Here is a 22704-nt window from a genome sequence, read left to right on the forward strand (position 1 = left end):
ATTTCGCTTTGAGTACTGACTCTCAGCCCATAGCTTGAATTGAGTAGCATGAGTGTTATTCATTCAAGTTATTTTCATTATTCGTACTGTACCGGTTCGATAAATGAAGCTAACTCATTGAATATGCTCATTAAGAGCCCTTAATGATTAGTAAGATAGCAGTAAAGGATTAGAACTGTTATTTAGGTCACATATTAAGCGCTAGCGAACTAGCTGTTTGTGCTAGGCTTAAGGTCTCTTCGGTACGTGCTCTTTTGTTAATGCTGAGAAGCATTACTCCCAAATAATGACAAAGTGGTAGGCCGGAGCTGTTATGACTCTTGGTTTATATCCTGTCATTTCAATATGTTTTCCCAAACTTCTGAACTATTCGTTCACAGACTTATCCACAATTTTTCCTTGTGGATAACTTGGTGTATAAAGTGTTTTTGAGGTGAAAAAATACGGGAGTAGAGAGGATCTTTATTGGTATGTCAGATTTTTATAACTGAACGGTCTTTATTTAACTGATTGTTTTTAAATGATTTTTTGTGTTTTTCCTATTTAATGAAATAACCATAAAAAGATCATTAACTACAAAATCCTTGATCCTAGTCATTTCCTGCTATTGTGACTAACTTTATTTGAAGTTAGAAAACGTTGTCTCATTATTTTTTTTTCCACACTTCCTTTTTGTGAGTGATGTCAAGCCAGAAGTGAAAAGTTTATCTCGGCCTATGCATCTCTAGGCAACCCTTTTTGTACTATTCGAATGAGACGTTCTTTCTTTCGGTCCTCAAAAGGCAGTTGTTTAAGTTGCTGAGCAAGCGCCCACTCAATATGAGCGTCTAAAAGGTCTGATTTCCCTTTGGCATCTTCTAATGTCGCTATTATTGCTTGGGAATAGGGGGCGTTACCCATGGCGATAATCAGATTACGCTGCCATTGCTCATGTCCAATACGGCGGATGGCTGAACCTTCCATATTCCTTAGAAATGTTGCTTCATCCCATGCAAACAATGCGAGCAGATCGGGGTTCATGAACGCTTTTCGACGATGAAAGTCTGGCTCTTGGGTTATTTCGGCAAAGCGATTCCATGGGCATACCAGTTGGCAGTCATCGCAGCCATAAATGCGATTACCCATGAGTGGCCGAAACTCTTCCGGAATGATGCCAGCAAATTCGATGGTGAGATAAGAAATGCAGCGGCGTGCATCAATGACGCCTTCTGCGACGATCGCTTGGGTAGGGCATGACGTCATGCAGGCAGTACATTTACCGCATTGATTCTCTTGAGGAGTATCGATGGGTAATGGAATATCAATCAGCAGTTCGCCTAGAAAGAACCATGACCCAGCCTGTTTATCGAGAATGAGCGAATGTTTGCCTGTCCAACCTAGGCCAGCCTTTTGTGCTAGAGGGCGCTCAAGAATCGGAGCTGAGTCGACAAATGGACGGTATCCCAATTCTCCAGTCACTTCTTTTATTTTGTCGCCGAGCTTTTTAAGTTGGTTGCGTACTAGCTTATGGTAGTCGCGACCTAGAGCATAGCGACTGATGTAGGCTTGTGACCCATCTTCTAGATTGGAGGCAAAGTGAGCCTCTGGAGGAAGGTAGTCCATACGAACACTAATCACACGAATGGTGCCTGGTAAGAGCTCAGCGGGTCTCGCACGCATCATGCCATGGCGCGCCATCCAATCCATGTCACCATGATACCCAGCGTCTAACCACCGCTGTAGAGCTTCTTCGTGTTCAGAGAGATCGACATCGCAGATACCAGCTTGGCTAAAGCCTAGCTCTTGAGCCCAAATTTTGATGTTATCTGCCAGAGCTTGATAGTTCATATCATATCTACGATCCAAAAGGGGCGAGGATCTTAACGGATCTAATCGGTGGGATCTAGTGTGTGAGTCCTAGCAATTTAACATGAAACTGAGCATGTTTTTCTGTTTGCTTACAGAAGAGATCTTGTTAATCAAATCAACTACAGTTTACTATTCCTGTTCTATAAGCATATTTTGCGCCGTTAAGGCGATCCTTTTTGAGATAGTATTTCATGAACACCAAGACTTTTACTCTGAAGAACGAACAAGATACCGTTGCTTTGGGCACTGCGTTGTCCAGCTTGTGTCGTCAGCAAACGACGATCTTTTTGTACGGAGATCTTGGCGCAGGTAAGACAACGTTTAGCCGTGGTTTTATTCGTGCGTTGGGGCATCAGGGGAATGTAAAAAGTCCTACGTATACTTTGGTGGAGCCTTATCAGCTAGACAATTGGCAGGTATATCATTTTGATTTATACCGCCTTGCCGATCCTGAAGAACTCGAGTTCATGGGCATTCGTGATTACTTTACCAGTGATGCTATCTGTTTGGTCGAGTGGCCAGAAAAAGGCAAGGGGTTATTGCCTCAGCCAAATTTGACTATCGATATTCGCTATGATGGGCAGCAGCGTCAAGTTGCTATTACCGCGAATGACGAGTATGGACGTACCTTATTGAGCCAGTTGGAGTTATGTTGATTGTTAACCGTTTTCGTGTCGTAGTTTATCTCTTTGGGCTCTTTTCATGTGTGGTGTCAACGCTTGCTCAAGCAAACGTATTGGAAGGCATCCGTGTTTGGCCTTCTCCTGATGAAACGCGTATTGTGATGGATGTGAAGTCTGAAGTGGAATTCAGCTACTTCACCTTATCCAGTCCTAATCGCCTCGTGATTGATCTTAAATCCACATCATCACAAGCCAAGTTGCCAATCAAGGTTACTGACAGCGCAATTATAAAGCAGATTCGTGCCAGTTCTCCTCCAGAGAAGGGCACATTTCGTTTGGTCATGGAGCTGAGTAAGCATATCTCTCCACAGCTTTTTACCTTGCCGCCGACCCCTGGTGGGCAATATGGTCATAGGTTAGTAGTCGATTTGCCGAATGAAACACCAAAAGAAGCTGCGAGTAATTCGATTGCGAAGTTAAAAGCCAGTCGTGATATTTCACAACTATCGGGAAATGACGATATCATCGTCGCTGTCGACCCTGGTCATGGTGGGGAAGATCCAGGTTCTATTGGACCTGGCCATCGTTTTGAAAAAAATGTCACTATCAGTGTGGCGAAAAAACTCGCTGATTTAATTAACCAAGTCCCTGGTATGAAAGCGATTTTGACTCGTTCTGGGGATTATTATGTTAGTTTGAATAAGCGTACTGAAATTGCTCGAGAACAAAAAGCACATTTGCTGGTATCAATCCATGCGGATGCGTTTAATTCACCTGGTCCAAGAGGGGCGTCGGTGTTTGTGCTCAATACTCGTCGAGCGAATACTGAAATAGCGCGTTGGGTAGAAAACCATGAAGAGCAATCAGAGCTCCTCGGTGGCGCAGGCGCTGTCTTAGCGAAAAACAACAGTGACAAGAACATCAGTCAAACATTGCTTGATCTGCAATTTAGTCATTCGCAAAAAGAGGGGTATACCCTTGCCAGTGACATTATTAGTCAATTAAGCAAAGTGGCTTACCTGCACCGTTCGAAACCCGTGAATGCTAGTCTAGCGGTGTTGAAGTCACCGGATATTCCATCGGTGTTAATTGAGACGGGCTTTATTTCAAACCCATCGGAAGAGAAGCTGTTATTCCAACGTAGTCATCAAGATAAGTTGGCTCGCGCCATTGCAACGGCAGTAGTCCAGTATTTTAAAGATAATCCGCCTGAAGGTACGTTGTTTGCCAATCGTAATAAAACTCATAGCTATCGAGTTCAAAGCGGTGAATCGTTATCGACCATAGCGCATCGTTTTGGTATGTCTGTGGATGATATTAAAAAGGAAAATGGACTTAAGGATGACACTTTAAGTGTTGGGCAAGTACTGCGTATTCCCGGCGGGCATACTTCTATCGATGTGCCTCAAGAAAGTAACCCTGTAGAAACTCAAGTTGTGACTCACGTGGTGAAATCCGGAGAGTATTTGGGCCAAATTGCCAGTCGTTATAAAGTGGCCGTCGCTGACATTAAAAAAGAGAATAGCCTGAAATCCAATACCTTGTGGGTGGGGCAAAAACTGAAAATGACGGTGTCGTTGAAAGACAGCCCAATCCGTAAGCATACTGTGGCTCGAGGTGAATTCTTGGGTAAGATTGCCGATAAATACGATGTGGGTGTGAAGAGTATCCGCGAGGCAAATCACCTTAAGTCTGATAATCTGGCCATTGGTCAAGTACTCATTATTCCAAATAAATAAGTAAATCATGGCGATCCAAATTTTACCTGCTCGCCTTGCCAACCAAATTGCGGCTGGTGAGGTGGTTGAAAGACCAGCCTCCGTTGTGAAAGAGCTGGTGGAAAACAGCTTGGACTCAGGCGCGACCCGAATCGATATTGATATTGAGAAAGGGGGCGCGAAGCTAATCCGTATTCGTGACAACGGTTCGGGGATCCCAAAAGATGAATTGTCTTTGGCTTTAAGTCGCCATGCGACGTCGAAGATCCATAACCTTGATGATCTAGAAGCGATCATGAGCCTTGGCTTTCGTGGTGAAGCGCTAGCGAGTATCAGTTCAGTCTCTCGCTTAACGCTGACTTCGAGAACACCTGCTCAAGAAGAAGCATGGTCTGCCTACAGCGAAGGTCGTGATATGGCGGTACAGCTTCAACCTGCCGCACATCCTGTTGGAACGTCAGTCGAAGTATTGGATCTCTTTTTTAATACGCCAGCGCGCCGCAAGTTTTTGCGTACCGAAAAAACGGAATTTGCTCATATTGATGAGTTAGTGAAACGTATCGCTTTAAGCCGTTTTGATGTGACATTTTCTTTGCGCCATAACGGGGCCGTCGTCAGGCAGTACCGAGCCGCCCAAACTCGTGCTCAAGAAGAGAAGCGTGTTGGGGCCGTATGCGGTAGTGCTTTTGCCCGAGAAATGTTACGAGTTGATCTGGAGCACCAAGGATTAAAGCTATCCGGTTGGATTACCACCCCAGAAGGTGCTCGGCAACAGAGTGATTTACAGTTCTGCTATGTGAATGGGCGCATGATGAAAGATAAGTTGATCAATCATGCGATCCGCCAAAGTTATGAAACTAGCTTACGTGCTGATCAATACGCTACTTATGTTCTGTTTATCGAGATCGATCCACATCAAGTGGATGTGAATGTTCATCCAGCCAAGCATGAAGTTCGCTTTCATCAAGCGCGCTTGGTTCACGATTTTATCTATCAAGCTGTGAGTAGTGCCTTGTCACAAGCTTGCCATATTGATACGCCAGCGCTCAATGACGCTGCATTTCATATTACAAATGATGAAGAACAGGATGAAAGTGCCGAAGCATCAACCTCTTCGGTACCTGAACGTATTTGGCAGGCGATTGAACAAACGCCCGCGTATCCCGGACGCACCGGATACGAAAAACCAGACAGCGACAGTCGATCGTCGCAAAAGGATCATCAAGTTAAGGAAGCGACGCCAAGTCTGCGTGAATGGCAGCCATCGAGTCGTCAGGCAGAGCGTAAGAGAACGAATGATAAAGGCGATAACGCTCCAACTGCTGCTCAGGTGCGTGTTTATCAGCAACTGATGCAAACGCCCCCAATGCATGATCAGCCACATCTCTCTGTTCATCCTGAAAAAAATGAGTCGGTTGACTTTGCCGAGCCTATCGAAAAATTAGGTAAAGCGGTGGCTGTTATTCAAGGGCAATATCTGGTGATGGGGTCGGCACAAGGTTGTGTGTTGGTGTCACTTAAGCAAGCCGAGCATTTGAAGCTCCTTGGACAGTTAGATGCCTCACATCAAGCGTTAAAAAGTCAGCCGTTACTGGTGCCTCTGTCAGTTAAAGTTTCGCCAAGTGAGCAAGTGGCGGTTGAACGTTACCATGATCTATTTTTGCAATTTGGCTTAGATTTGCAGCCTAGAACTAAGCAGATGGTTATGGTGATGGGGGTTCCTCAGCCAATAAGACAGCAAAACTTACAACTTCTTGTGCCAGATCTGTTATCTTATGCGGCCTTAACTTTGGACGAAGATGCCCCATGTTTGGATCATACTCAATTGACCCTATGGTTAAGTGAGCGTGTTAAATCCGCAAAAACTGACTACACTCTATCTGAGGCGATACAGTTGATCTCAGAAATAGAGCAGTTGTGGCAGGGGAAACTTCCTTTGCAAGATGGACACTTTGTTCGACCTATAGACTTTTCAGCGACTATTGCAGCATTGACTTCATGACCAAACAACTACCTCTTGCCCTCTTTTTGATGGGACCAACTGCGTCTGGTAAAACAGACCTCGCTATTCGACTGCGTCAAAAATATCCTGTTGATATCATTAGTGTAGATTCAGCATTGATCTACAAAGGGATGGATATTGGTACGGCTAAGCCTACAGCGCAAGAGTTAGCGCAAGCGCCTCATGAATTGATAGACATTTTGGATCCTAGTGAGTCTTACTCAGCGGCGGATTTTCGTCGTGATGCGTTAAACGAGATGAATGATATCGTTTCGCGCGGCAGAATTCCCCTTTTAGTGGGCGGAACTATGTTGTATTACAAGGCCTTACTAGAGGGATTATCTCCGTTACCGGCAGCAGATCCCAAAATTCGTCAACAAATCGAGCAAGAGGCATTGACTAAGGGTTGGTCATTCCTGCACGATGAGCTGAAGATGATTGATCCAGTGTCGGCTGAGCGGATTCATCCTAATGATCCACAAAGATTATCAAGGGCATTGGAAGTTTATCGAATTTCGGGTAAAACTTTAACTGAACTGACCGAAACGAAAGGGGAAGCAATTCCTTTTCGAGTTAAACAGTTCGCAATTGCTCCCAAGGAAAGGGCAGAACTGCATAGACGTATTGAACTGCGGTTTGAAAAAATGGTCGAAGCAGGGTTTGAAGATGAGGTGAAAGCCCTCTATGCTCGAAAAGATCTTCATCCTGATTTGCCATCGATCCGTTGTGTTGGATATCGTCAAATGTGGGACTACTTAGACGGGAATTGCAATTTGGATGAGGCGATTTTTCGTGGCATCTGTGCAACTCGTCAATTGGCCAAGCGGCAGATCACCTGGTTACGCAGCTGGGATGATTTAACTTGGTTAGATAGTGAGAACATTGAACACGCCTTAGAAACTCTCTCAAATGCCATAGCATCTGATTGAGTAAGCTGTGTATAATGGGATCGCTTTTGCGTAATGTGCCCTGTAAAGGATCCGTTACTTGAACTTGGCTATGTGTGCCCCAATAACGGATCAGGGTGTTTTCATTCGTTTAGCTCAGATGTAAAGGCCGCACAGAACTCTAGTGCACCGCTAGCTAAATAATTACTACAAAATACAAATAAGGAAAATAAAATGGCTAAGGGGCAATCTCTACAAGACCCATTCTTAAATGCACTACGTCGCGAGCGTATCCCTGTATCAATCTACCTAGTGAACGGTATCAAACTACAAGGCCAAATTGAGTCTTTCGATCAGTTTGTGATCCTTTTGAAAAACACCGTTAACCAAATGGTATACAAACACGCGATTTCTACAGTCGTTCCTGCTCGTCCAGTTAGTCACCACACTGGTGATCGTCCAGCGCAGGATCGTCCTTCTGACAAAGCGGAAGATTAATTAATAAGTTTATTTATAAGGAGTTGATAGCTTGTTTGACCGTTATGAATCCGGGGAGCGAGCCGTACTTGTTCATATCAACTTCACGCAAGAGGGTGAATGGGCTGATCTCAGCGAATGTAAAATGCTGATATCATCCGCCGGAGTGTCGACATTACGAGTGGTTACTGGTAGTCGACAAACTCCGCACCCTAAATATTACGTAGGTGAAGGTAAAGCCCAAGAAATCGCCGATGCAGTTCGAGATGTGTCTGCAGACGTGGTGATTTTCAACCATGCCCTTTCTCCAGCCCAAGAGCGTAACCTTGAACGGTTATGTCAATGTCGAGTGATTGATCGCACAGGATTGATCTTAGATATCTTTGCGCAGCGAGCGCGTACTCACGAAGGTAAATTACAAGTTGAACTGGCACAGTTGCGCCATTTGTCGACTCGACTTATTCGTGGTTGGACGCACTTGGAGCGTCAAAAAGGCGGGATTGGTTTACGTGGCCCAGGTGAAACCCAGCTAGAAACTGACCGACGTTTATTGCGTGAACGTATTAAAGCGATTTTGCGTCGCCTAGAGAAAGTGGCGAAGCAACGTGAACAGGGGCGTCGTGCGCGAAACCGTGCTGATATTCCAACAGTATCACTGGTTGGTTATACCAACGCGGGTAAATCTACCCTATTTAACCGCATTACTGAGGCGGGGGTTTATGCAGCCGATCAGCTGTTTGCCACACTAGATCCTACATTAAGAAAGATCGAGCTGGCAGATGTCGGTCCTGCGATCTTGGCCGACACAGTAGGGTTTATTCGTCATCTTCCACATGATCTTGTTGCCGCTTTTAAAGCGACGTTACAAGAAACTCAAGAAGCTGACATTTTGTTACATGTTATCGATGCGACTGATGAGCGCTTTCGTGAGAATATTGATGCGGTTAATGGCGTGTTATTAGAAATCGACGCAAATGAAGTGCCGACTCTACTCGTCATGAACAAAATCGATAACCTAGAAGATCCTCAACCACGCATTGAGCGTGATGACGAGGGGATGCCAAAAGTTGTCTGGTTATCAGCAATGGAAGGTATCGGAATTGATCTTCTGTTTGATGCATTGACTGAACGCTTAGCAAGTCAAATAGTTGAATATACTTTGCGTATTCCACCACAACATTTAGGTCGAATTCGCAGTATTTTCTTCCAAATGAACTGTATTAAGCAGGAAGAATATGATCCAGAAGGCAATTTATTGATCACAGTTCGTCTCCAGCAGGTGGATTGGTCTAGACTAGAAAAAAGAGAACCAGCAGTTTTGCGTGACTTTATAGTTACTTAAATGACTGCTAGAGTATAACGTCATATCAAATGATGGAGCTTTCTAATGGCGTGGAATGAGCCTGGTAATAACAACGGCAACAATGGCCGCGATAATGACCCTTGGGGTAATAATAATCGTGGTAACAATGGTGGCCGCGAGCAAGGTCCTCCGGATTTAGACGAAGTCTTTAACAAGCTGAGTCAAAAGCTTGGAGGCAAGTTTGGCAAGAAGGGTGGTGGTAAAGGTCCTTCTTTTACAAATGGCGGAGTCATCGGTATCGGTGTCATTGCGCTTATCGCCGTTGTCATTTGGGTCTTTGCCGGTTTCTATACCATAGGTGAAGCTGAACGTGGTGTTGTCCTGCGTTTAGGTAAATACGATCGTATCGTTGATCCTGGTTTGAACTGGCGTCCGCGCTTTATTGACCAAGTTACCCCGGTCAACGTACAAGCGATTCGTTCACTGCGCGCCTCTGGTTTGATGTTAACCAAAGACGAAAACGTAGTGACGGTGTCAATGGATGTGCAATATCGCGTTTCTGACCCATACAAGTATTTGTATGTAGTAACCAATGCTGACGACAGCCTTCGTCAAGCAACGGATTCTGCACTGCGTGCTGTTATTGGTGACTCTTTGATGGACAGCATCCTAACCAGTGGTCGTCAACAGATTCGTCAGACTACCCAACAAACGCTAAACCAGATTATCGATTCTTACGATATGGGTATTTCGATTGTTGATGTGAACTTCCAATCAGCTCGCCCACCAGAGCAAGTCAAAGACGCCTTTGATGATGCGATTGCGGCTCGAGAAGATGAAGAACGTTTCATTCGTGAAGCAGAAGCGTATAAAAACGAAATTCTGCCAAAAGCGACTGGTCGTGCTGAACGTCTGAAGAAAGAAGCTCAGGGTTACAGTGAAAGAACGATTAACGAAGCTTTAGGTCAAGTAGCTCAGTTTGAGAAACTATTGCCAGAATATGAGGCAGCACCAAAAGTGACTCGTGATCGTCTCTACTTGGATACAATGCAGAAAGTTTACTCTAGTACTTCTAAAGTGCTGATTGATTCGAAATCTAGCGGTAACTTGTTGTATTTGCCTTTAGATAAACTGACTGGTAAAGCTGCCTCTTCTAAGTCACAAGATAGCAGTCAATCTGACTCGTCTTCTATCTACGACTCAGTAACGGTGGATTCACCAAATTCAGACAGTAAAAAGAGCACCACAGATACTCAATCACGCACTAACGATTCACGTCAAGGGAGATACTAAGCATGCGTAAGTTAATGATCCCAGCGGTTGTCGTTGTTCTGGCGTTACTGCTCATGTCGATGTTTGTTATCCCTGAAGGTGAACGTGGTATCGTTATTCGTTTCGGTAAGGTAATGAAAAACGAACAAGATTTGTCAAAAATCTATGAGCCTGGACTGCACTTTAAAATGCCTATGTTTGACCGAGTTAAAACCTTAGATGCTCGTATTCAAACCATGGATGGCCGTTCAGACCGTTTCGTTACCTCTGAGAAGAAAGACGTTATCATCGATTCTTATGTGAAATGGCGTATTCAAGACTTTGGCCGTTACTACCTTGCTACAGGTGGTGGTAACACTCTTACCGCTGAAGCGCTATTGGAACGTAAAGTGACTGACGTACTGCGTGCAGAAATCGGTTCACGTGAAATTAAGCAGATCGTTTCTGGTCCGCGTAATGATGATGTATTGCCTGATAGTACTGATGCTGATGTAGTGACCACCGAAGCGGCAAAAGAAGCGTTAGAAGTTGATGGTCAGCGTGACCAAATCATGGCTAACGTTTTGAAAGATACACAACTAAGCGCAGCGAAAGATTTAGGTGTCTATGTAGTTGATTTCCGTATGAAGAAAATCAACTTACCTGATGAAATCAGTGAATCTATCTATCGTCGTATGCGCGCTGAACGTGAATCTGTTGCACGTAAGCACCGTTCTCAAGGTCGTGAAAAAGCAGAAGTCATTCGTGCTCAAGCGGAACTTGAAGTGGCAACTATCTTAGCAGAAGCGGATAAGACAGCCCGTGTAACGCGCGGTGACGCTGACGCTAAAGCGGCTAAGATTTATGCAAAAGCTTACAACGAAGATCCTGAATTCTTTAGCTTCCTTCGTTCTTTGCAAGCATATGAAAAATCATTTGATAGTAAGAGCGATATCCTAGTTCTTGATCCTAAGAGTGATTTCTTCAAGTACATGAACGATGCGAAAGGTTCTGTGAAGTCTAAGTAAGGCGTTGATGTCGAACAGTATTAAGAAGGTCCCGCAAGGGACCTTTTTTTGTCTGCTATTAGGAGTATCGACAGTGATGCGTTATCTTGGGAAACCTTATAAACAGATAATATTGTGAGAAGAGGGCGTTAGTGAAAACCTTATTTGGTGTACTAGGCGTAGTACTTATTATTGAAGGAATTGGTCCCTTGTTGGCCCCACAAGGCTGGCGGGCGATGATCGCTCAACTAAGCCAACAACCTGACCAACAATTGCGCCGCATGGGCGGTTGCCTAGTGGTTGCAGGCCTCGTTATTGCTCATTTCTTTCTGTAAGCAATTATTCTTTAAAATCAATAATGTGGTGGAGGTGTTTCCTCGGAAGGGTCGGCGATATTCGAAGTACTCATATTTTTGACTTTCCCCACCACGTATCTCATTTGATCCTGCATTTTACTGATCAGCAGCTGCTGCTGGCTCAATGCATCATTGAGTTCGCTAATGGTCTGCTCTTGAAAGGCGAGTTGGCATTCTAAATCGTCAATGCGTTGCTGCAGTTTTGTGGTTGATGCGTCTGTCATGGTTACTCTTCGAATTTCCAAGCTTGAGCAATCCCAGCAGAAGAGGCTGAGATAATGCGTTGTTGTTTATCTAGTGTGGCATCATACACTACCGCTCGAGGAGGTCGCGCATCTTTTCTTGGTTTGGTGTCAAAAGAGTCTAGGTGTTTTCCGGTGTGCGTATTCCATACGTCAATACGGCTAGAAGGTGTACCAGTAATCAGATAGCGACCGTCATCACTAAAACGTGCACTAGTAAAGATAAGCTGGCGCGAGAAGCTGCGTAATGTTGCCTGCTTTTTCCCTGTTTTTAAATTCCATATCACAGCATCATTTGTATCGTCAGAGGTAAATGCGAGTTCACCATCACGTTGCAAAGCGACTCTATTCACTCTGTGTTCATGTTTAAACGTTAAGATGATTTGAGCGGTTTGGGTATCCCAGAGATAAGCATTGTAATCATTGCCCCCAGTTAAGGCGTATCGACCGTTTGGAGAAAGGGCAACTGTGTTGACTTTTTCATAATGGGCAAGGAACTCTATACGTCTACCGCTGACTAAGTCGACGTAGATAGCTTTTCCATTGGATAACCCCAATAGGACTTGCTGTCCGTCACTAGAGATATCAATATCGCGAATTAGGCCATCAGAAATTGACCACAGTCCTTTTGCCTGTGCCATGCCTAAATCCCAAACAGCGAAGTCGGTCTGAGTGGCTGTCACCGCGTAGCGATCGTTATCTGAGATACGTATGTTAATCACGGTATTGGCATCAGGATCTTGAGCACCTAAGTCTGCTAGACGTTTACGCTCTGTGAGATCCCACAATATTAACTGATGTTCTTTTGAGTAAATTAAGGCAAATCGCCCGTCGCGACTTAAACCAAAAGCGGTGGAACCGTTGGGCTCAAGATCCCATTCTTCAACGGAATTACTCGTGAAAAAACACCCAGTTAACGTCATGATGACACACGTACATAGGATGAAATGAGAAATTATTGGTTTCACGTTTAATATTCCACTTAGTATAAAGACAATCGCATAACATAAAGCTATATTGGTACAATTGTGCGTTGTGCACCAATGGAAAACTCAGTTTTGTGCACAATCCAATAGGACTGCCGAATAATTGGAGAATTTGATGAAATCATTATTTAAAGTGTCACTGCTTGCTGCTACTGTCATGTTAGCTGTTGGCTGCCAGAAAGATGAACCTAAAAAAGCGGACACTAAACCTGCAGCTGAGCAATCACAAAGCGCAGTAAACTTTAAATCAGACGATGACAAAGCAGCTTACGCTATTGGTGTGTCATTTGCGAACTACCTATCGACTAGCCTAGAAAAACCAAAAGAAATTGGTATTGAGCTTAAGAAAGATATCGTTCTGCAAGGTATCGAAGACGCATTTGCTGGCAAAGCAGGCATGAAAGATGACGAGACTCGTGAAGTTCTTCAAGGTCTTGATAAACGCGTTGCTGAAAAAATGAAAGCTCAGCAAGAAGAGAAAGCAGCTGCAAACCAAAAAGCAGGTGAAGATTTCCGCGCGAAATTTGCTAAAGAGAAAGGTGTTAAAACCACTAAATCTGGTTTGATGTACCAAGTAGAGAAAGAAGGTACTGGTGAATCACCTAAAGCAACAGATACAGTAGAAGTTCACTACAAAGGAACTCTAGTTGATGGTACTCAATTCGATAGTTCATACGATCGTGGTGAACCAGCAACATTCCCACTAAACCGCGTTATCCCTGGTTGGACTGAAGGTGTTCAGCTAATGAAAGTGGGTGCGAAATACAAGTTTGTTATTCCACCACAATTGGCTTACGGCGAACAAGCCACACCAACCATCCCTGGTAATTCAACACTCGTATTTGAAGTTGAGCTGTTGAAAGTTGAAAAACCAGATGCAAAAGCTGCTGACAAGCCTCAGGCTAAAAAATAATCGAGCAGTTGATTAAATGATGAAAAAGGGCCTGTATTACAGGCCCTTTTTGTATCAGTAACAAGATATAAATTGTTCTACGTCACTTGTTGATAATATAGAGCAAACCAATATTAAAATTTTCTGATAAACTTACCCCAATTTGTTGAATTATTGTTCTAAGGTCAAAAACAGTGACAACCACAGAAACCATTAATCCTGATCTGCTATTGGAGATGGAATCCGTGCATGTGAAGCCTTTTACTCAACATGACAAAGTGATTCTTAAATCTTATGAAGCAGTGGTAGACGGTATCGCCAGTTTGATTGGTCCCTTTTGTGAAATCGTTTTGCATTCACTGGAAGATCTCAATACCTCTGCTGTGAAGATCGCGAACGGAGAGAACACAGGACGCCAAGTTGGGTCACCAATTACCGATTTAGCTCTTAAGATGTTGAAAGACATAGAGGGTTCAGAGCGTAATTTTTCACGTTCTTATTTTACTCGGGCAAAAGGTGGGGTTTTGATGAAGTCGATTACCGTTGCAATTCGCAATGGTGATAATCGTGTCATCGGATTACTTTGTATTAACGTGAACTTGGATGCGCCATTTTCCCAAATTCTCAATTCATTTTTGCCTACACCTGAGGCTCAAGCTGCTGCATCAAATGTTAACTTTGCTAGCGATGTTGAAGAGCTGGTGGATCAGACCGTTGAGCGTACGATAGAAGAGATTAACGCCGATAAGTCGGTATCGAATAATACTAAGAACCGCCAGATTGTGATGGAGTTATTCGATAAAGGCATTTTCGATATTAAAGATGCGATTAACCGTGTTGCGGATCGCCTTAACATATCGAAACATACGGTTTATCTCTATATTCGCCAACGTAAAACCGAGGAAGACGAGAAGTGAGTTCTATGGCTACGCCACTAACTTATACATTGCTCGTTAATGGGCCAGCTTATGGTACACAGTCGGCTCGCAATGCCTATTTGTTTGCTCAAGCTCTCATCGCCAAAGGTCACACCCTTGTGAGCGTCTTCTTTTATCAAGAAGGGGTGCACAATGGCTCAGCCCTAACTTTGCCTGCGAATGACGAATTTGATTTAGTTAAAGCTTGGCAAGCATTGTCACTTGAACATCACGTGCGTTTAGAAACTTGTGTCGCTGCCTCTTTGAGACGCGGGGTGATTGGTGACCAGGAAGCCCAGCAACATCATCTAAAACAGACTAGTTTGGCTAAAGGCTTTGACCAGAGTGGTTTAGGCAGTTTAGCTGAAGCGTTATTAACGCAGGATCGAGTGGTGCAGTTTTGAGTAAATTAGCTTTTGTTTTTCATACCGCTCCACACCAAACTTCGGCAGGTCGAGAAGCTCTCGATGCTGTCTTGGCCGCATCTGCCTACAGTGAAGAGATTGGTGTTTTCTTCATCGGTGAGGGCGTGTTACAACTTTTACAGAGCCAACAACCCGATCTTATTCTGAGTCGTAATTACATCAGTGCGTTTAAGTTACTGGATCTCTACGATATCGAAGCGCGTTTTATCTGCCAAGATAGCTTAAATGCATGGGGTATCGATGTAAGTGAATTGATCATCGATGGCGAAGTTATTCCACGTAAAAATGTGGCTGAGCAATTGGCCAGTTTCGATAAAATCGTCAATTATTAGGAGGGAATGAGATGTTACATATCGTGAAAAACATCGACAAGTTGCCTCTAGTGATGTCTTTGTATCAAGAAGAGGATGCATTGCTTCTTGTTGAAGGAGCTGTGTATGGCTTTAGCCAACATTCAGCGACCTTTTCGCTTTTGTCTGAGCAAGGATCGATCTACGCATTGCTAGAGGATCTCAACGCTCGAGGTTGGAGAGAAAAAGTCTCCCCATTAGTTCATGTGGTTGATATGTTGGGATTCGTAGAGCTTACTGAACAATACAAGCAATCAATTACTTGGTGATATTGGCCACGTTTGGACTCTTTTCTAATCAAGTTTATCTTTCCCAATCGGTGAAAAAAGATCTGTATATTTCTTGACACACCACCATCGGCTGCATAGAATTTTGCGTCCCTATTTATGTAGGGATAGATTTTTCACAAAGCTTACTTTCAGTAAATCAGGAGCTAGTTAATGGCAACTATTAACCAGTTGGTACGTAAACCTCGTGTAAAGCAAGTTGTTAAAAGCAACGTGCCTGCACTAGAAGCGTGCCCACAAAAACGTGGTGTTTGTACTCGTGTTTACACTACTACACCTAAAAAACCTAACTCAGCACTTCGTAAAGTTTGTCGTGTACGTCTGACAAACGGCTTCGAAGTAACATCGTACATCGGCGGTGAAGGCCATAACCTTCAAGAGCACTCAGTTGTTCTTATCCGTGGTGGTCGTGTTAAAGACCTTCCAGGTGTGCGTTACCACACTGTTCGCGGTGCACTTGACTGTTCTGGTGTTAACAACCGTAAACAAGCTCGTTCTAAGTACGGTGTGAAACGTCCTAAGTCTTAATGGAATCCGTTAAGTAAGGCCAAACACTAAATTATTTTGAATTTTTTGAAAAAACTGCAAAGTTTTGGATAAAACCTGAAAAAGACAACGGAGAAAATCCATGCCACGTCGTCGCGTTATTGGTCAGCGTAAGATCCTTCCAGATCCAAAGTTCAAATCTGAACTGCTGGCAAAATTCGTTAACATTCTTATGGTTGACGGTAAGAAATCAGTTGCAGAGAAAATTGTTTACACTGCACTAGATACTATGGCTGAGAAATCTGGTAAAGATCACTTAGCTGTATTTGAAGAAGCTCTTGAAAACGTTCGCCCAGCGGTAGAAGTTAAATCTCGCCGTGTGGGTGGTTCAACTTACCAAGTTCCAGTAGAAGTACGTCCGGTTCGCCGTAACGCACTTGCTATGCGTTGGTTGGTTGAAGCTGCGCGTAAGCGTGGTGAAAAATCTATGGCTGGCCGTCTAGCTGCTGAAATGCTAGAAGCTGCTGAAAACAAAGGTACTGCTGTTAAGAAACGTGAAGACGTTCACCGTATGGCAGAAGCGAACAAAGCGTTCGCACATTACCGCTGGTAATGCCTTCTGTGCTGCGAGGTTCTCTCGCAGCACATTTCTACAATCTAAGGTTAACCTTAGTAAGAGGATACAATCGTGGCTAGGAAAACTCCTATTGAGCTCTATCGTAATATCGGTATTTGTGCTCACGTAGATGCAGGAAAAACAACCACAACTGAGCGTATTCTGTTCTACACTGGCCTTTCCCATAAAATTGGCGAAGTTCACGATGGTGCTGCAACCATGGACTGGATGGAGCAGGAGCAAGAACGTGGTATTACTATCACTTCCGCTGCGACTACGACATTCTGGCGTGGTATGGATGCACAGTTTGAACCACACCGTATTAACATTATCGATACCCCTGGACACGTTGACTTTACTATCGAAGTAGAGCGTTCACTACGCGTGCTTGATGGTGCTGTTGTAGTGTTCTGTGGTGCATCAGGTGTTGAACCTCAGTCAGAAACTGTATGGCGCCAAGCTGACAAATACCACGTTCCACGTATGGTATTCGTTAACAAAATGGACCGTGCAGGTGCAGACTTCTTACGCGTTGTAGACCAAATTAAACATCGTCTTGGTGCAAACCCAGTTCCTATCCAATTAAACATTGGTGCCGAGGAATCGTTTACAGGTGTCATCGACCTGATCAAGATGAAAGCCATCAACTGGAATGACGCGGATCAGGGTATGACTTATACCCATGAAGAGATCCCTGCTGATCTAGTCGAATTAGCTGAAGAATGGCGCAACCACATGGTGGAATCTGCTGCTGAAGCTAACGAAGAGTTGATGGATAAATACCTTGAAGAAGGTGAGCTAACTGAAGAAGAGATCAAAGCGGGTCTTCGTCAGCGTACGCTTAATAATGAAATCGTATTGGCAACATGCGGTAGTGCATTTAAGAACAAAGGTGTTCAGGCTGTCCTGGATGCTGTTGTTGATTTCCTACCAGCGCCAGTCGATGTCCCTGCTATCAAAGGTATCGATGAAGACGGCAATGAAGTTGAGCGCCATGCGAGCGACGACGAGCCGTTCTCTGCATTAGCGTTTAAGATTGCGACCGACCCATTTGTGGGCTCACTTGCGTTTATGCGCGTTTATTCCGGTGTGGTTAACTCTGGTGACGCTGTATATAACTCAGTGAAAGAAAAACGTGAACGTTTTGGTCGTATCGTGCAAATGCACTCAAACAAACGTGAAGAAATTAAAGAAGTTCGCGCTGGTGATATCGCTGCGGCCATCGGCCTCAAAGATGTGACTACGGGTGACACTCTTTGCGATCCAAACCACAAAGTGATTTTGGAACGTATGGAGTTCCCAGAACCTGTTATTCAGATTGCTGTAGAACCTCGTTCTAAAGCAGACCAAGAAAAAATGGGTATCGCTCTGGGCAAACTAGCGTCAGAGGACCCTTCATTCCGTGTTGAAACGGATAATGAAACTGGTCAAACTCTGATCTCTGGTATGGGTGAACTACACCTTGATATCATCGTTGACCGTATGAAACGTGAATTCAGCGTTGATTGTAACGTAGGTAAACCTCAGGTTGCTTACCGTGAAACCATTCGTGGTAAATCGGAAGTTGAAGGTAAGTTTGTTCGTCAGTCAGGCGGTCGTGGTCAATATGGTCACGTTTGGCTGAAAATCGAACCTTCTGAACCTGGTGAAGGCTTTGTCTTCGTTGACCAAATCGTGGGTGGTGCAATTCCTAAAGAATTCATCGGCCCGGTAGCGAAAGGTATCGAGGAGCAAATGAACAACGGTGTGTTGGCTGGATATCCGGTATTGGATGTTAAAGCGACATTATTCGACGGTTCATTCCACGATGTCGATTCAAGTGAGATGGCGTTTAAGATCGCTGGCTCAATGGCATTCAGGAAAGGTGCGCTTGAAGCAAATCCTGTCATTCTTGAACCGCTAATGAAAGTTGAAGTAACCACTCCAGAAGATTGGATGGGTGATGTTGTTGGCGACTTAAACCGTCGTCGTGGCCTCATTGAAGGTATGGATGAAGGTCCAGTAGGACTAAAAATCATTCATGCTAAAGTCCCTCTATCTGAAATGTTCGGTTACGCAACTGACCTTCGTTCAGCAACTCAAGGCCGTGCTTCGTACTCAATGGAGTTCTCCGAGTACGCAGAAGTGCCTAAAAATATTGCAGATGCAATCGTTGCAGAGCGCGGTTAATAATGAATCTATTGCGCTAACGAGCGTTGGCGCATAAAATAGCAATTTCTGGCGCGCCTTAAGTATATACGTTGCTTGAGGCGAATCATAACTAGGAAGGAACACGATCGTGTCTAAAGAAAAATTTGAACGTACGAAACCGCACGTAAACGTTGGTACTATCGGCCACGTTGACCACGGTAAAACAACTCTAACTGCAGCAATCTGTACTGTACTTTCTAAAGTATACGGCGGTGCAGCTCGTGACTTCGCGTCAATCGACAACGCTCCAGAAGAACGTGAACGTGGTATCACAATCAATACCTCTCACGTAGAATACGACACACCAACTCGTCACTACGCACACGTAGACTGCCCAGGACACGCTGACTATGTTAAAAACATGATCACTGGTGCTGCGCAAATGGACGGTGGTATCCTAGTTGTTGCAGCGACAGATGGCCCAATGCCACAAACTCGTGAGCACATCCTACTAGGCCGTCAGGTTGGTATTCCTTACATCATCGTATTCATGAACAAATGTGACATGGTTGACGATGAAGAGCTACTAGAACTAGTAGAAATGGAAGTTCGTGAACTTCTATCTGAATACGATTTCCCAGGCGATGACCTACCAGTAATCCAAGGTTCAGCACTAGGCGCGCTAAACGGCGAAGCACAGTGGGAAGAGAAAATCGTTGAACTAGCGAAAGCTCTAGACGAATACATTCCAGAACCAGAACGTGCAATCGATCTGCCATTCCTAATGCCAATCGAAGACGTATTCTCAATCCAAGGTCGTGGTACAGTAGTAACTGGCCGTATCGAACGCGGTATCCTAAAAGTAGGTGATGAAGTTGCAATCGTTGGTATCCACGATACAACAACTACTACTTGTACTGGTGTTGAAATGTTCCGTAAACTTCTAGACGAAGGTCGTGCGGGTGAGAACGTTGGTGCACTACTACGTGGTACTAAACGTGATGAAGTTGAACGTGGTCAAGTACTAGCTAAACCAGGTTCAATCACTCCACACACTAAATTCGAATCAGAAGTGTACGTACTGTCTAAAGATGAAGGTGGTCGTCACACTCCATTCTTCAAAGGCTACCGTCCACAGTTCTACTTCCGTACAACTGACGTAACTGGTAACATCCAACTACCAGAAGGCGTAGAAATGGTAATGCCAGGCGACAACATTCGCATGTCAGTAGAACTAATTCACCCAATCGCGATGGACGAAGGTCTACGTTTCGCGATTCGTGAAGGTGGTCGTACAGTAGGTGCTGGTGTTGTAGCTAAGATCGTTGCTTAATTGCAATAATCTTTCTGCGAACCTCGCATAGAAAAGGGAAGCTTCGGCTTCCCTTTTTGCTTTTTTAGTAACCTATTGATAATAATATATATAATTTATTGGAATATATTTTGTTCAATAAATTATGGAAATAAGAATAGTTATTGTTTATATTGTCTTTAGTTTTTATGCGAAGAAGATGTTATGTACGTTTGCCTCTGCCACGGTGTATCAGACAAGAAGATTAAACAATTAGCCATCGAGCATGGCGTGACTGATATTCGTGGAATAAAAAAATGTACTGCTTTGGGGAGCCAATGTGGTCGTTGTGTTCGCCAAGCAAAAGAGATCTTAGAGCAGGTAAAACCACTGGAACTGCAAAAAGCCAGTTGATTATTTTATCGTCTTTTTTTGACACTCTAGATATTGGTTCTTAAAGTTAATAGAACCAACTGGAGGGTATATCAATGAAAGGCGATCCAATCATTATTCAACATCTCAATAAAATTCTTGGCAATGAGCTTATTGCTATCAACCAATATTTCCTTCATGCCCGCATGTACAAAGACTGGGGGCTAAAACATCTTGCTGACAAGGAATATCACGAGTCTATTGACGAGATGAAGCATGCAGACCATATCATCGAGCGTATTCTCTTTCTAGAAGGGCTACCTAATCTTCAGGACCTCGGGAAATTGATGATTGGTGAAGATACCAAAGAAATGCTCGAGAGTGACCTTAAATTGGAAATGGCAGCGATTCCAGACCTACGTGATGCTATCGCTTACGCAGAAGATATTCGAGATTATGTCTCGCGAGATTTGTTCCAAGAGATTCTCGAAGACGAAGAAGAGCATGTTGATTGGCTGGAAACTCAGCTTGGTTTAATCGATATGACAGGGTTGGAAAATTATCTTCAAGCACAATTTGTTGATGAAGATTAAGAACATAGACTTTCTATTATTCAGCCCAGACATGGATCTGGGCTTTGTCTTTTTTAAGCTTGCTCTACCTCACAATTCCCTTGCTTACTCCATAGCGATTCTGTACAATTCGTGCTCCTTTATTCTCGGTCAATTATCATTCGTTCCTTGCTTCCTCTGGATGACCGGGCCAACTTGGGAAGCTGAATAATCCGTAAGGAGCAATAAATGCGTCATTACGAAATCGTATTCATGGTGCACCCAGATCAAAGCGAGCAAGTTGCTGGCATGATCGAACGTTACACTGGTTCTATCACTGAAGCAGGCGGTACTGTACATCGTCTAGAAGATTGGGGTCGTCGTCAACTGGCTTACCCAATCAACAAACTGCACAAAGCTCACTACGTTCTTATGAACGTTGAAGCTGACCAAGCAGTAATCGATGAACTAGAAACTGCTTTCCGTTTCAACGATGCAGTTCTACGTAACATGATTATGCGTACTAAACACGCAGTTACTGAACCTTCAATCATGCTTAAAGCTAAAGAAGAGCGTACTAAGCGTGACGAAGTGAAATCAGAAGCTAACGCTGAGTAATTTCGTTGCTGACCATTCGAAATAAGACGTGAATAACAATGTTACTCATATTCTGATTCGAACCACAGTTTGTTGAATGTTACCTATGGTCTCCTCGACTTGAGTACCATTCAACGAATGCAAAAAGTAAGCTGTATAGATAAGTTTCTTGTCGATGTAGTTTCACCAGTGGAAATGGTCATTAACTTAAACTCAGAATTTAGTACAAGGCTGTATCATCGAGATAAGTTGTTTTATGACTTATCTGACCCGCCAAATAAGCGCAAAAAATTGATGTTACATGCCCACAACATTACTCATATTTAGATCAGGAGATAGCCCATGGCTCGTTTCTTCCGTCGTCGTAAATTCTGCCGTTTTACTGCAGAAGGCGTACAAGAGATTGATTACAAAGACGTAGCAACTCTTAAGAACTACATCACTGAAGCTGGTAAAATCGTACCTAGCCGTATCACTGGTACAAGCGCTAAATATCAGCGTCAGCTAGCTCGTGCAATCAAACGTGCTCGCTACCTAGCTCTGCTGCCTTACACTGACAAACATCAGTAATCGGCACCGTTTATTAAGAAAGAGGATTAAGCAATGCAAGTTATTCTACTTGATAAAATCGGTCACCTAGGTACCCTTGGCGATACAGTTAACGTTAAATCTGGTTACGCTCGTAACTTCCTTATCCCTCAAGGTAAGGCTGTTATGGCAACTAAAGCTAACGTTGAAATGTTCGAAACTCGTCGTGCTGAACTAGAAGCAAAAGTTGCTGAAGTTCTAGCATCTGCACAAGCTCGCGCTGACAAACTTAACGCTCTAGAAGCAGTAGTTATCGCTTCTAAAGCTGGTGACGAAGGCAAACTATTCGGTTCTATCGGTACTCGTGACATCGCTGATGCGATCACTGCCGCTGGTGTTGAAGTTGCTAAGAGCGAAGTTCGTCTACCTGAAGGTGCTCTACGCACAACTGGTGAATTTGAAATCCAAGTTCAACTTCACGCAGAAGTTTTCGCAGCTGTGAAACTTCAAGTTGTTGCTGAGTAATCTCTCGGTATTCTGACTTAAAAAAAACACCAGCTTC

The 22704-nt window shown here is 43.9% G+C and carries 26 protein-coding genes; 23 read left to right on the forward strand and 3 right to left on the reverse strand.

Going from position 1 to position 22704, the window contains the following annotated elements; translation table 11 throughout:
• Positions 1–714: 714 nt before the first annotated feature.
• The gene (gene queG / locus OCV11_RS01520) at positions 715–1827 is read right to left on the reverse strand and encodes a tRNA epoxyqueuosine(34) reductase QueG (protein WP_261894559.1); all 1113 of its coding nucleotides are present in this window, start codon (positions 1825–1827) and stop codon (positions 715–717) included.
• Between the two features lie 212 nt (positions 1828–2039).
• On the opposite strand from queG, the gene tsaE reads away from it, so the two are divergent.
• The 9 genes from tsaE to OCV11_RS01565 all read left to right on the forward strand — a co-directional run bounded on the left by tsaE (position 2040) and on the right by OCV11_RS01565 (position 11451).
• On the forward strand, positions 2040–2504 hold the full coding sequence (gene tsaE, locus OCV11_RS01525) for a tRNA (adenosine(37)-N6)-threonylcarbamoyltransferase complex ATPase subunit type 1 TsaE (RefSeq protein WP_261894571.1): 465 nt from the start codon (positions 2040–2042) through the stop codon (positions 2502–2504).
• A complete protein-coding gene (locus tag OCV11_RS01530; RefSeq protein ID WP_261894573.1) occupies positions 2498–4210 on the forward strand; it encodes an N-acetylmuramoyl-L-alanine amidase in 1713 nt (570 codons plus the stop codon). Before tsaE ends, OCV11_RS01530 begins: the two co-directional genes overlap by 7 nt.
• Positions 4211–4217: 7 nt before the next feature.
• A complete protein-coding gene (mutL, locus tag OCV11_RS01535; RefSeq protein ID WP_261894579.1) occupies positions 4218–6191 on the forward strand; it encodes a DNA mismatch repair endonuclease MutL in 1974 nt (657 codons plus the stop codon).
• Complete coding sequence (gene miaA / locus OCV11_RS01540; RefSeq protein WP_261894584.1) at positions 6188–7120, forward strand: tRNA (adenosine(37)-N6)-dimethylallyltransferase MiaA; 933 nt, start codon at positions 6188–6190, stop codon at positions 7118–7120. Before mutL ends, miaA begins: the two co-directional genes overlap by 4 nt.
• 192 nt (positions 7121–7312) lie before the next feature.
• Positions 7313–7576 carry an RNA chaperone Hfq gene (gene hfq, locus OCV11_RS01545; RefSeq protein WP_261894586.1) on the forward strand — a complete coding sequence of 88 codons (264 nt, stop codon included), beginning with the start codon at positions 7313–7315 and terminating at the stop codon, positions 7574–7576.
• A 31-nt stretch (positions 7577–7607) separates the two neighbouring features.
• On the forward strand, positions 7608–8897 hold the full coding sequence (gene hflX / locus OCV11_RS01550; protein WP_261894588.1) for a ribosome rescue GTPase HflX: 1290 nt from the start codon (positions 7608–7610) through the stop codon (positions 8895–8897).
• Between the two features lie 45 nt (positions 8898–8942).
• Entirely contained in the window at positions 8943–10151 is a 1209-nt protein-coding gene (hflK, locus tag OCV11_RS01555) for an FtsH protease activity modulator HflK (RefSeq protein ID WP_261894590.1), read from the forward strand.
• A 2-nt stretch (positions 10152–10153) separates the two neighbouring features.
• Entirely contained in the window at positions 10154–11137 is a 984-nt protein-coding gene (hflC, locus tag OCV11_RS01560) for a protease modulator HflC (protein ID WP_261894591.1), read from the forward strand.
• A 131-nt stretch (positions 11138–11268) separates the two neighbouring features.
• On the forward strand, positions 11269–11451 hold the full coding sequence (locus OCV11_RS01565) for a DUF2065 domain-containing protein (RefSeq protein ID WP_261894593.1): 183 nt from the start codon (positions 11269–11271) through the stop codon (positions 11449–11451).
• Between the two features lie 17 nt (positions 11452–11468).
• On the opposite strand, the gene OCV11_RS01570 is transcribed toward OCV11_RS01565, so the two are convergent.
• Both OCV11_RS01570 and OCV11_RS01575 read right to left on the reverse strand, forming a co-directional pair.
• The gene (locus OCV11_RS01570; RefSeq protein WP_261894594.1) at positions 11469–11696 is read right to left on the reverse strand and encodes a SlyX family protein; all 228 of its coding nucleotides are present in this window, start codon (positions 11694–11696) and stop codon (positions 11469–11471) included.
• 2 nt (positions 11697–11698) lie between these two features.
• Positions 11699–12682 carry a WD40 repeat domain-containing protein gene (locus tag OCV11_RS01575; RefSeq protein WP_261894595.1) on the reverse strand — a complete coding sequence of 328 codons (984 nt, stop codon included), beginning with the start codon at positions 12680–12682 and terminating at the stop codon, positions 11699–11701.
• 133 nt (positions 12683–12815) lie between these two features.
• Between OCV11_RS01575 and fkpA the strand changes: the two genes are divergently transcribed.
• The 14 genes from fkpA to rplI all read left to right on the forward strand — a co-directional run bounded on the left by fkpA (position 12816) and on the right by rplI (position 22667).
• Complete coding sequence (fkpA, locus tag OCV11_RS01580; protein ID WP_261894597.1) at positions 12816–13613, forward strand: FKBP-type peptidyl-prolyl cis-trans isomerase; 798 nt, start codon at positions 12816–12818, stop codon at positions 13611–13613.
• A 173-nt stretch (positions 13614–13786) separates the two neighbouring features.
• Complete coding sequence (locus OCV11_RS01585; RefSeq protein WP_261894599.1) at positions 13787–14509, forward strand: helix-turn-helix transcriptional regulator; 723 nt, start codon at positions 13787–13789, stop codon at positions 14507–14509.
• A 5-nt stretch (positions 14510–14514) separates the two neighbouring features.
• On the forward strand, positions 14515–14913 hold the full coding sequence (gene tusD, locus OCV11_RS01590) for a sulfurtransferase complex subunit TusD (protein WP_261894600.1): 399 nt from the start codon (positions 14515–14517) through the stop codon (positions 14911–14913).
• Complete coding sequence (gene tusC, locus OCV11_RS01595) at positions 14910–15266, forward strand: sulfurtransferase complex subunit TusC (protein ID WP_261894602.1); 357 nt, start codon at positions 14910–14912, stop codon at positions 15264–15266. Before tusD ends, tusC begins: the two co-directional genes overlap by 4 nt.
• 11 nt (positions 15267–15277) lie before the next feature.
• Positions 15278–15553: a sulfurtransferase complex subunit TusB gene (tusB, locus tag OCV11_RS01600; protein ID WP_261894605.1), complete on the forward strand. Its 276-nt coding sequence runs from the start codon at positions 15278–15280 to the stop codon at positions 15551–15553.
• Positions 15554–15724: 171 nt separating this feature from the next.
• A complete protein-coding gene (rpsL, locus tag OCV11_RS01605) occupies positions 15725–16099 on the forward strand; it encodes a 30S ribosomal protein S12 (RefSeq protein ID WP_261894606.1) in 375 nt (124 codons plus the stop codon).
• A gap of 100 nt (positions 16100–16199) precedes the next feature.
• Entirely contained in the window at positions 16200–16670 is a 471-nt protein-coding gene (gene rpsG / locus OCV11_RS01610) for a 30S ribosomal protein S7 (protein WP_261894607.1), read from the forward strand.
• Between the two features lie 75 nt (positions 16671–16745).
• Positions 16746–18842 carry an elongation factor G gene (gene fusA, locus OCV11_RS01615; RefSeq protein ID WP_261894609.1) on the forward strand — a complete coding sequence of 699 codons (2097 nt, stop codon included), beginning with the start codon at positions 16746–16748 and terminating at the stop codon, positions 18840–18842.
• Positions 18843–18951: 109 nt separating this feature from the next.
• A complete protein-coding gene (gene tuf, locus OCV11_RS01620) occupies positions 18952–20136 on the forward strand; it encodes an elongation factor Tu (RefSeq protein ID WP_261894522.1) in 1185 nt (394 codons plus the stop codon).
• Positions 20137–20319: 183 nt separating this feature from the next.
• Complete coding sequence (locus OCV11_RS01625; RefSeq protein ID WP_261894611.1) at positions 20320–20508, forward strand: (2Fe-2S)-binding protein; 189 nt, start codon at positions 20320–20322, stop codon at positions 20506–20508.
• A gap of 74 nt (positions 20509–20582) precedes the next feature.
• Positions 20583–21059, forward strand: a complete 477-nt coding sequence (gene bfr / locus OCV11_RS01630; RefSeq protein ID WP_261894613.1) for a bacterioferritin — start codon at positions 20583–20585, stop codon at positions 21057–21059.
• Between the two features lie 207 nt (positions 21060–21266).
• Positions 21267–21635: a 30S ribosomal protein S6 gene (rpsF, locus tag OCV11_RS01635; RefSeq protein WP_261894614.1), complete on the forward strand. Its 369-nt coding sequence runs from the start codon at positions 21267–21269 to the stop codon at positions 21633–21635.
• 321 nt (positions 21636–21956) lie between these two features.
• Positions 21957–22184 (forward strand): 30S ribosomal protein S18, encoded by a 228-nt coding sequence (gene rpsR, locus OCV11_RS01640; RefSeq protein WP_000090471.1) that lies wholly within the window; start codon positions 21957–21959, stop codon positions 22182–22184.
• A 33-nt stretch (positions 22185–22217) separates the two neighbouring features.
• The gene (gene rplI / locus OCV11_RS01645) at positions 22218–22667 is read left to right on the forward strand and encodes a 50S ribosomal protein L9 (RefSeq protein WP_261894615.1); all 450 of its coding nucleotides are present in this window, start codon (positions 22218–22220) and stop codon (positions 22665–22667) included.
• Positions 22668–22704: the final 37 nt, after the last annotated feature.

The sequence above is a fragment of the Vibrio porteresiae DSM 19223 genome (genome assembly GCF_024347055.1).
Taxonomy (GTDB): Bacteria; Pseudomonadota; Gammaproteobacteria; order Enterobacterales; family Vibrionaceae; genus Vibrio; species Vibrio porteresiae.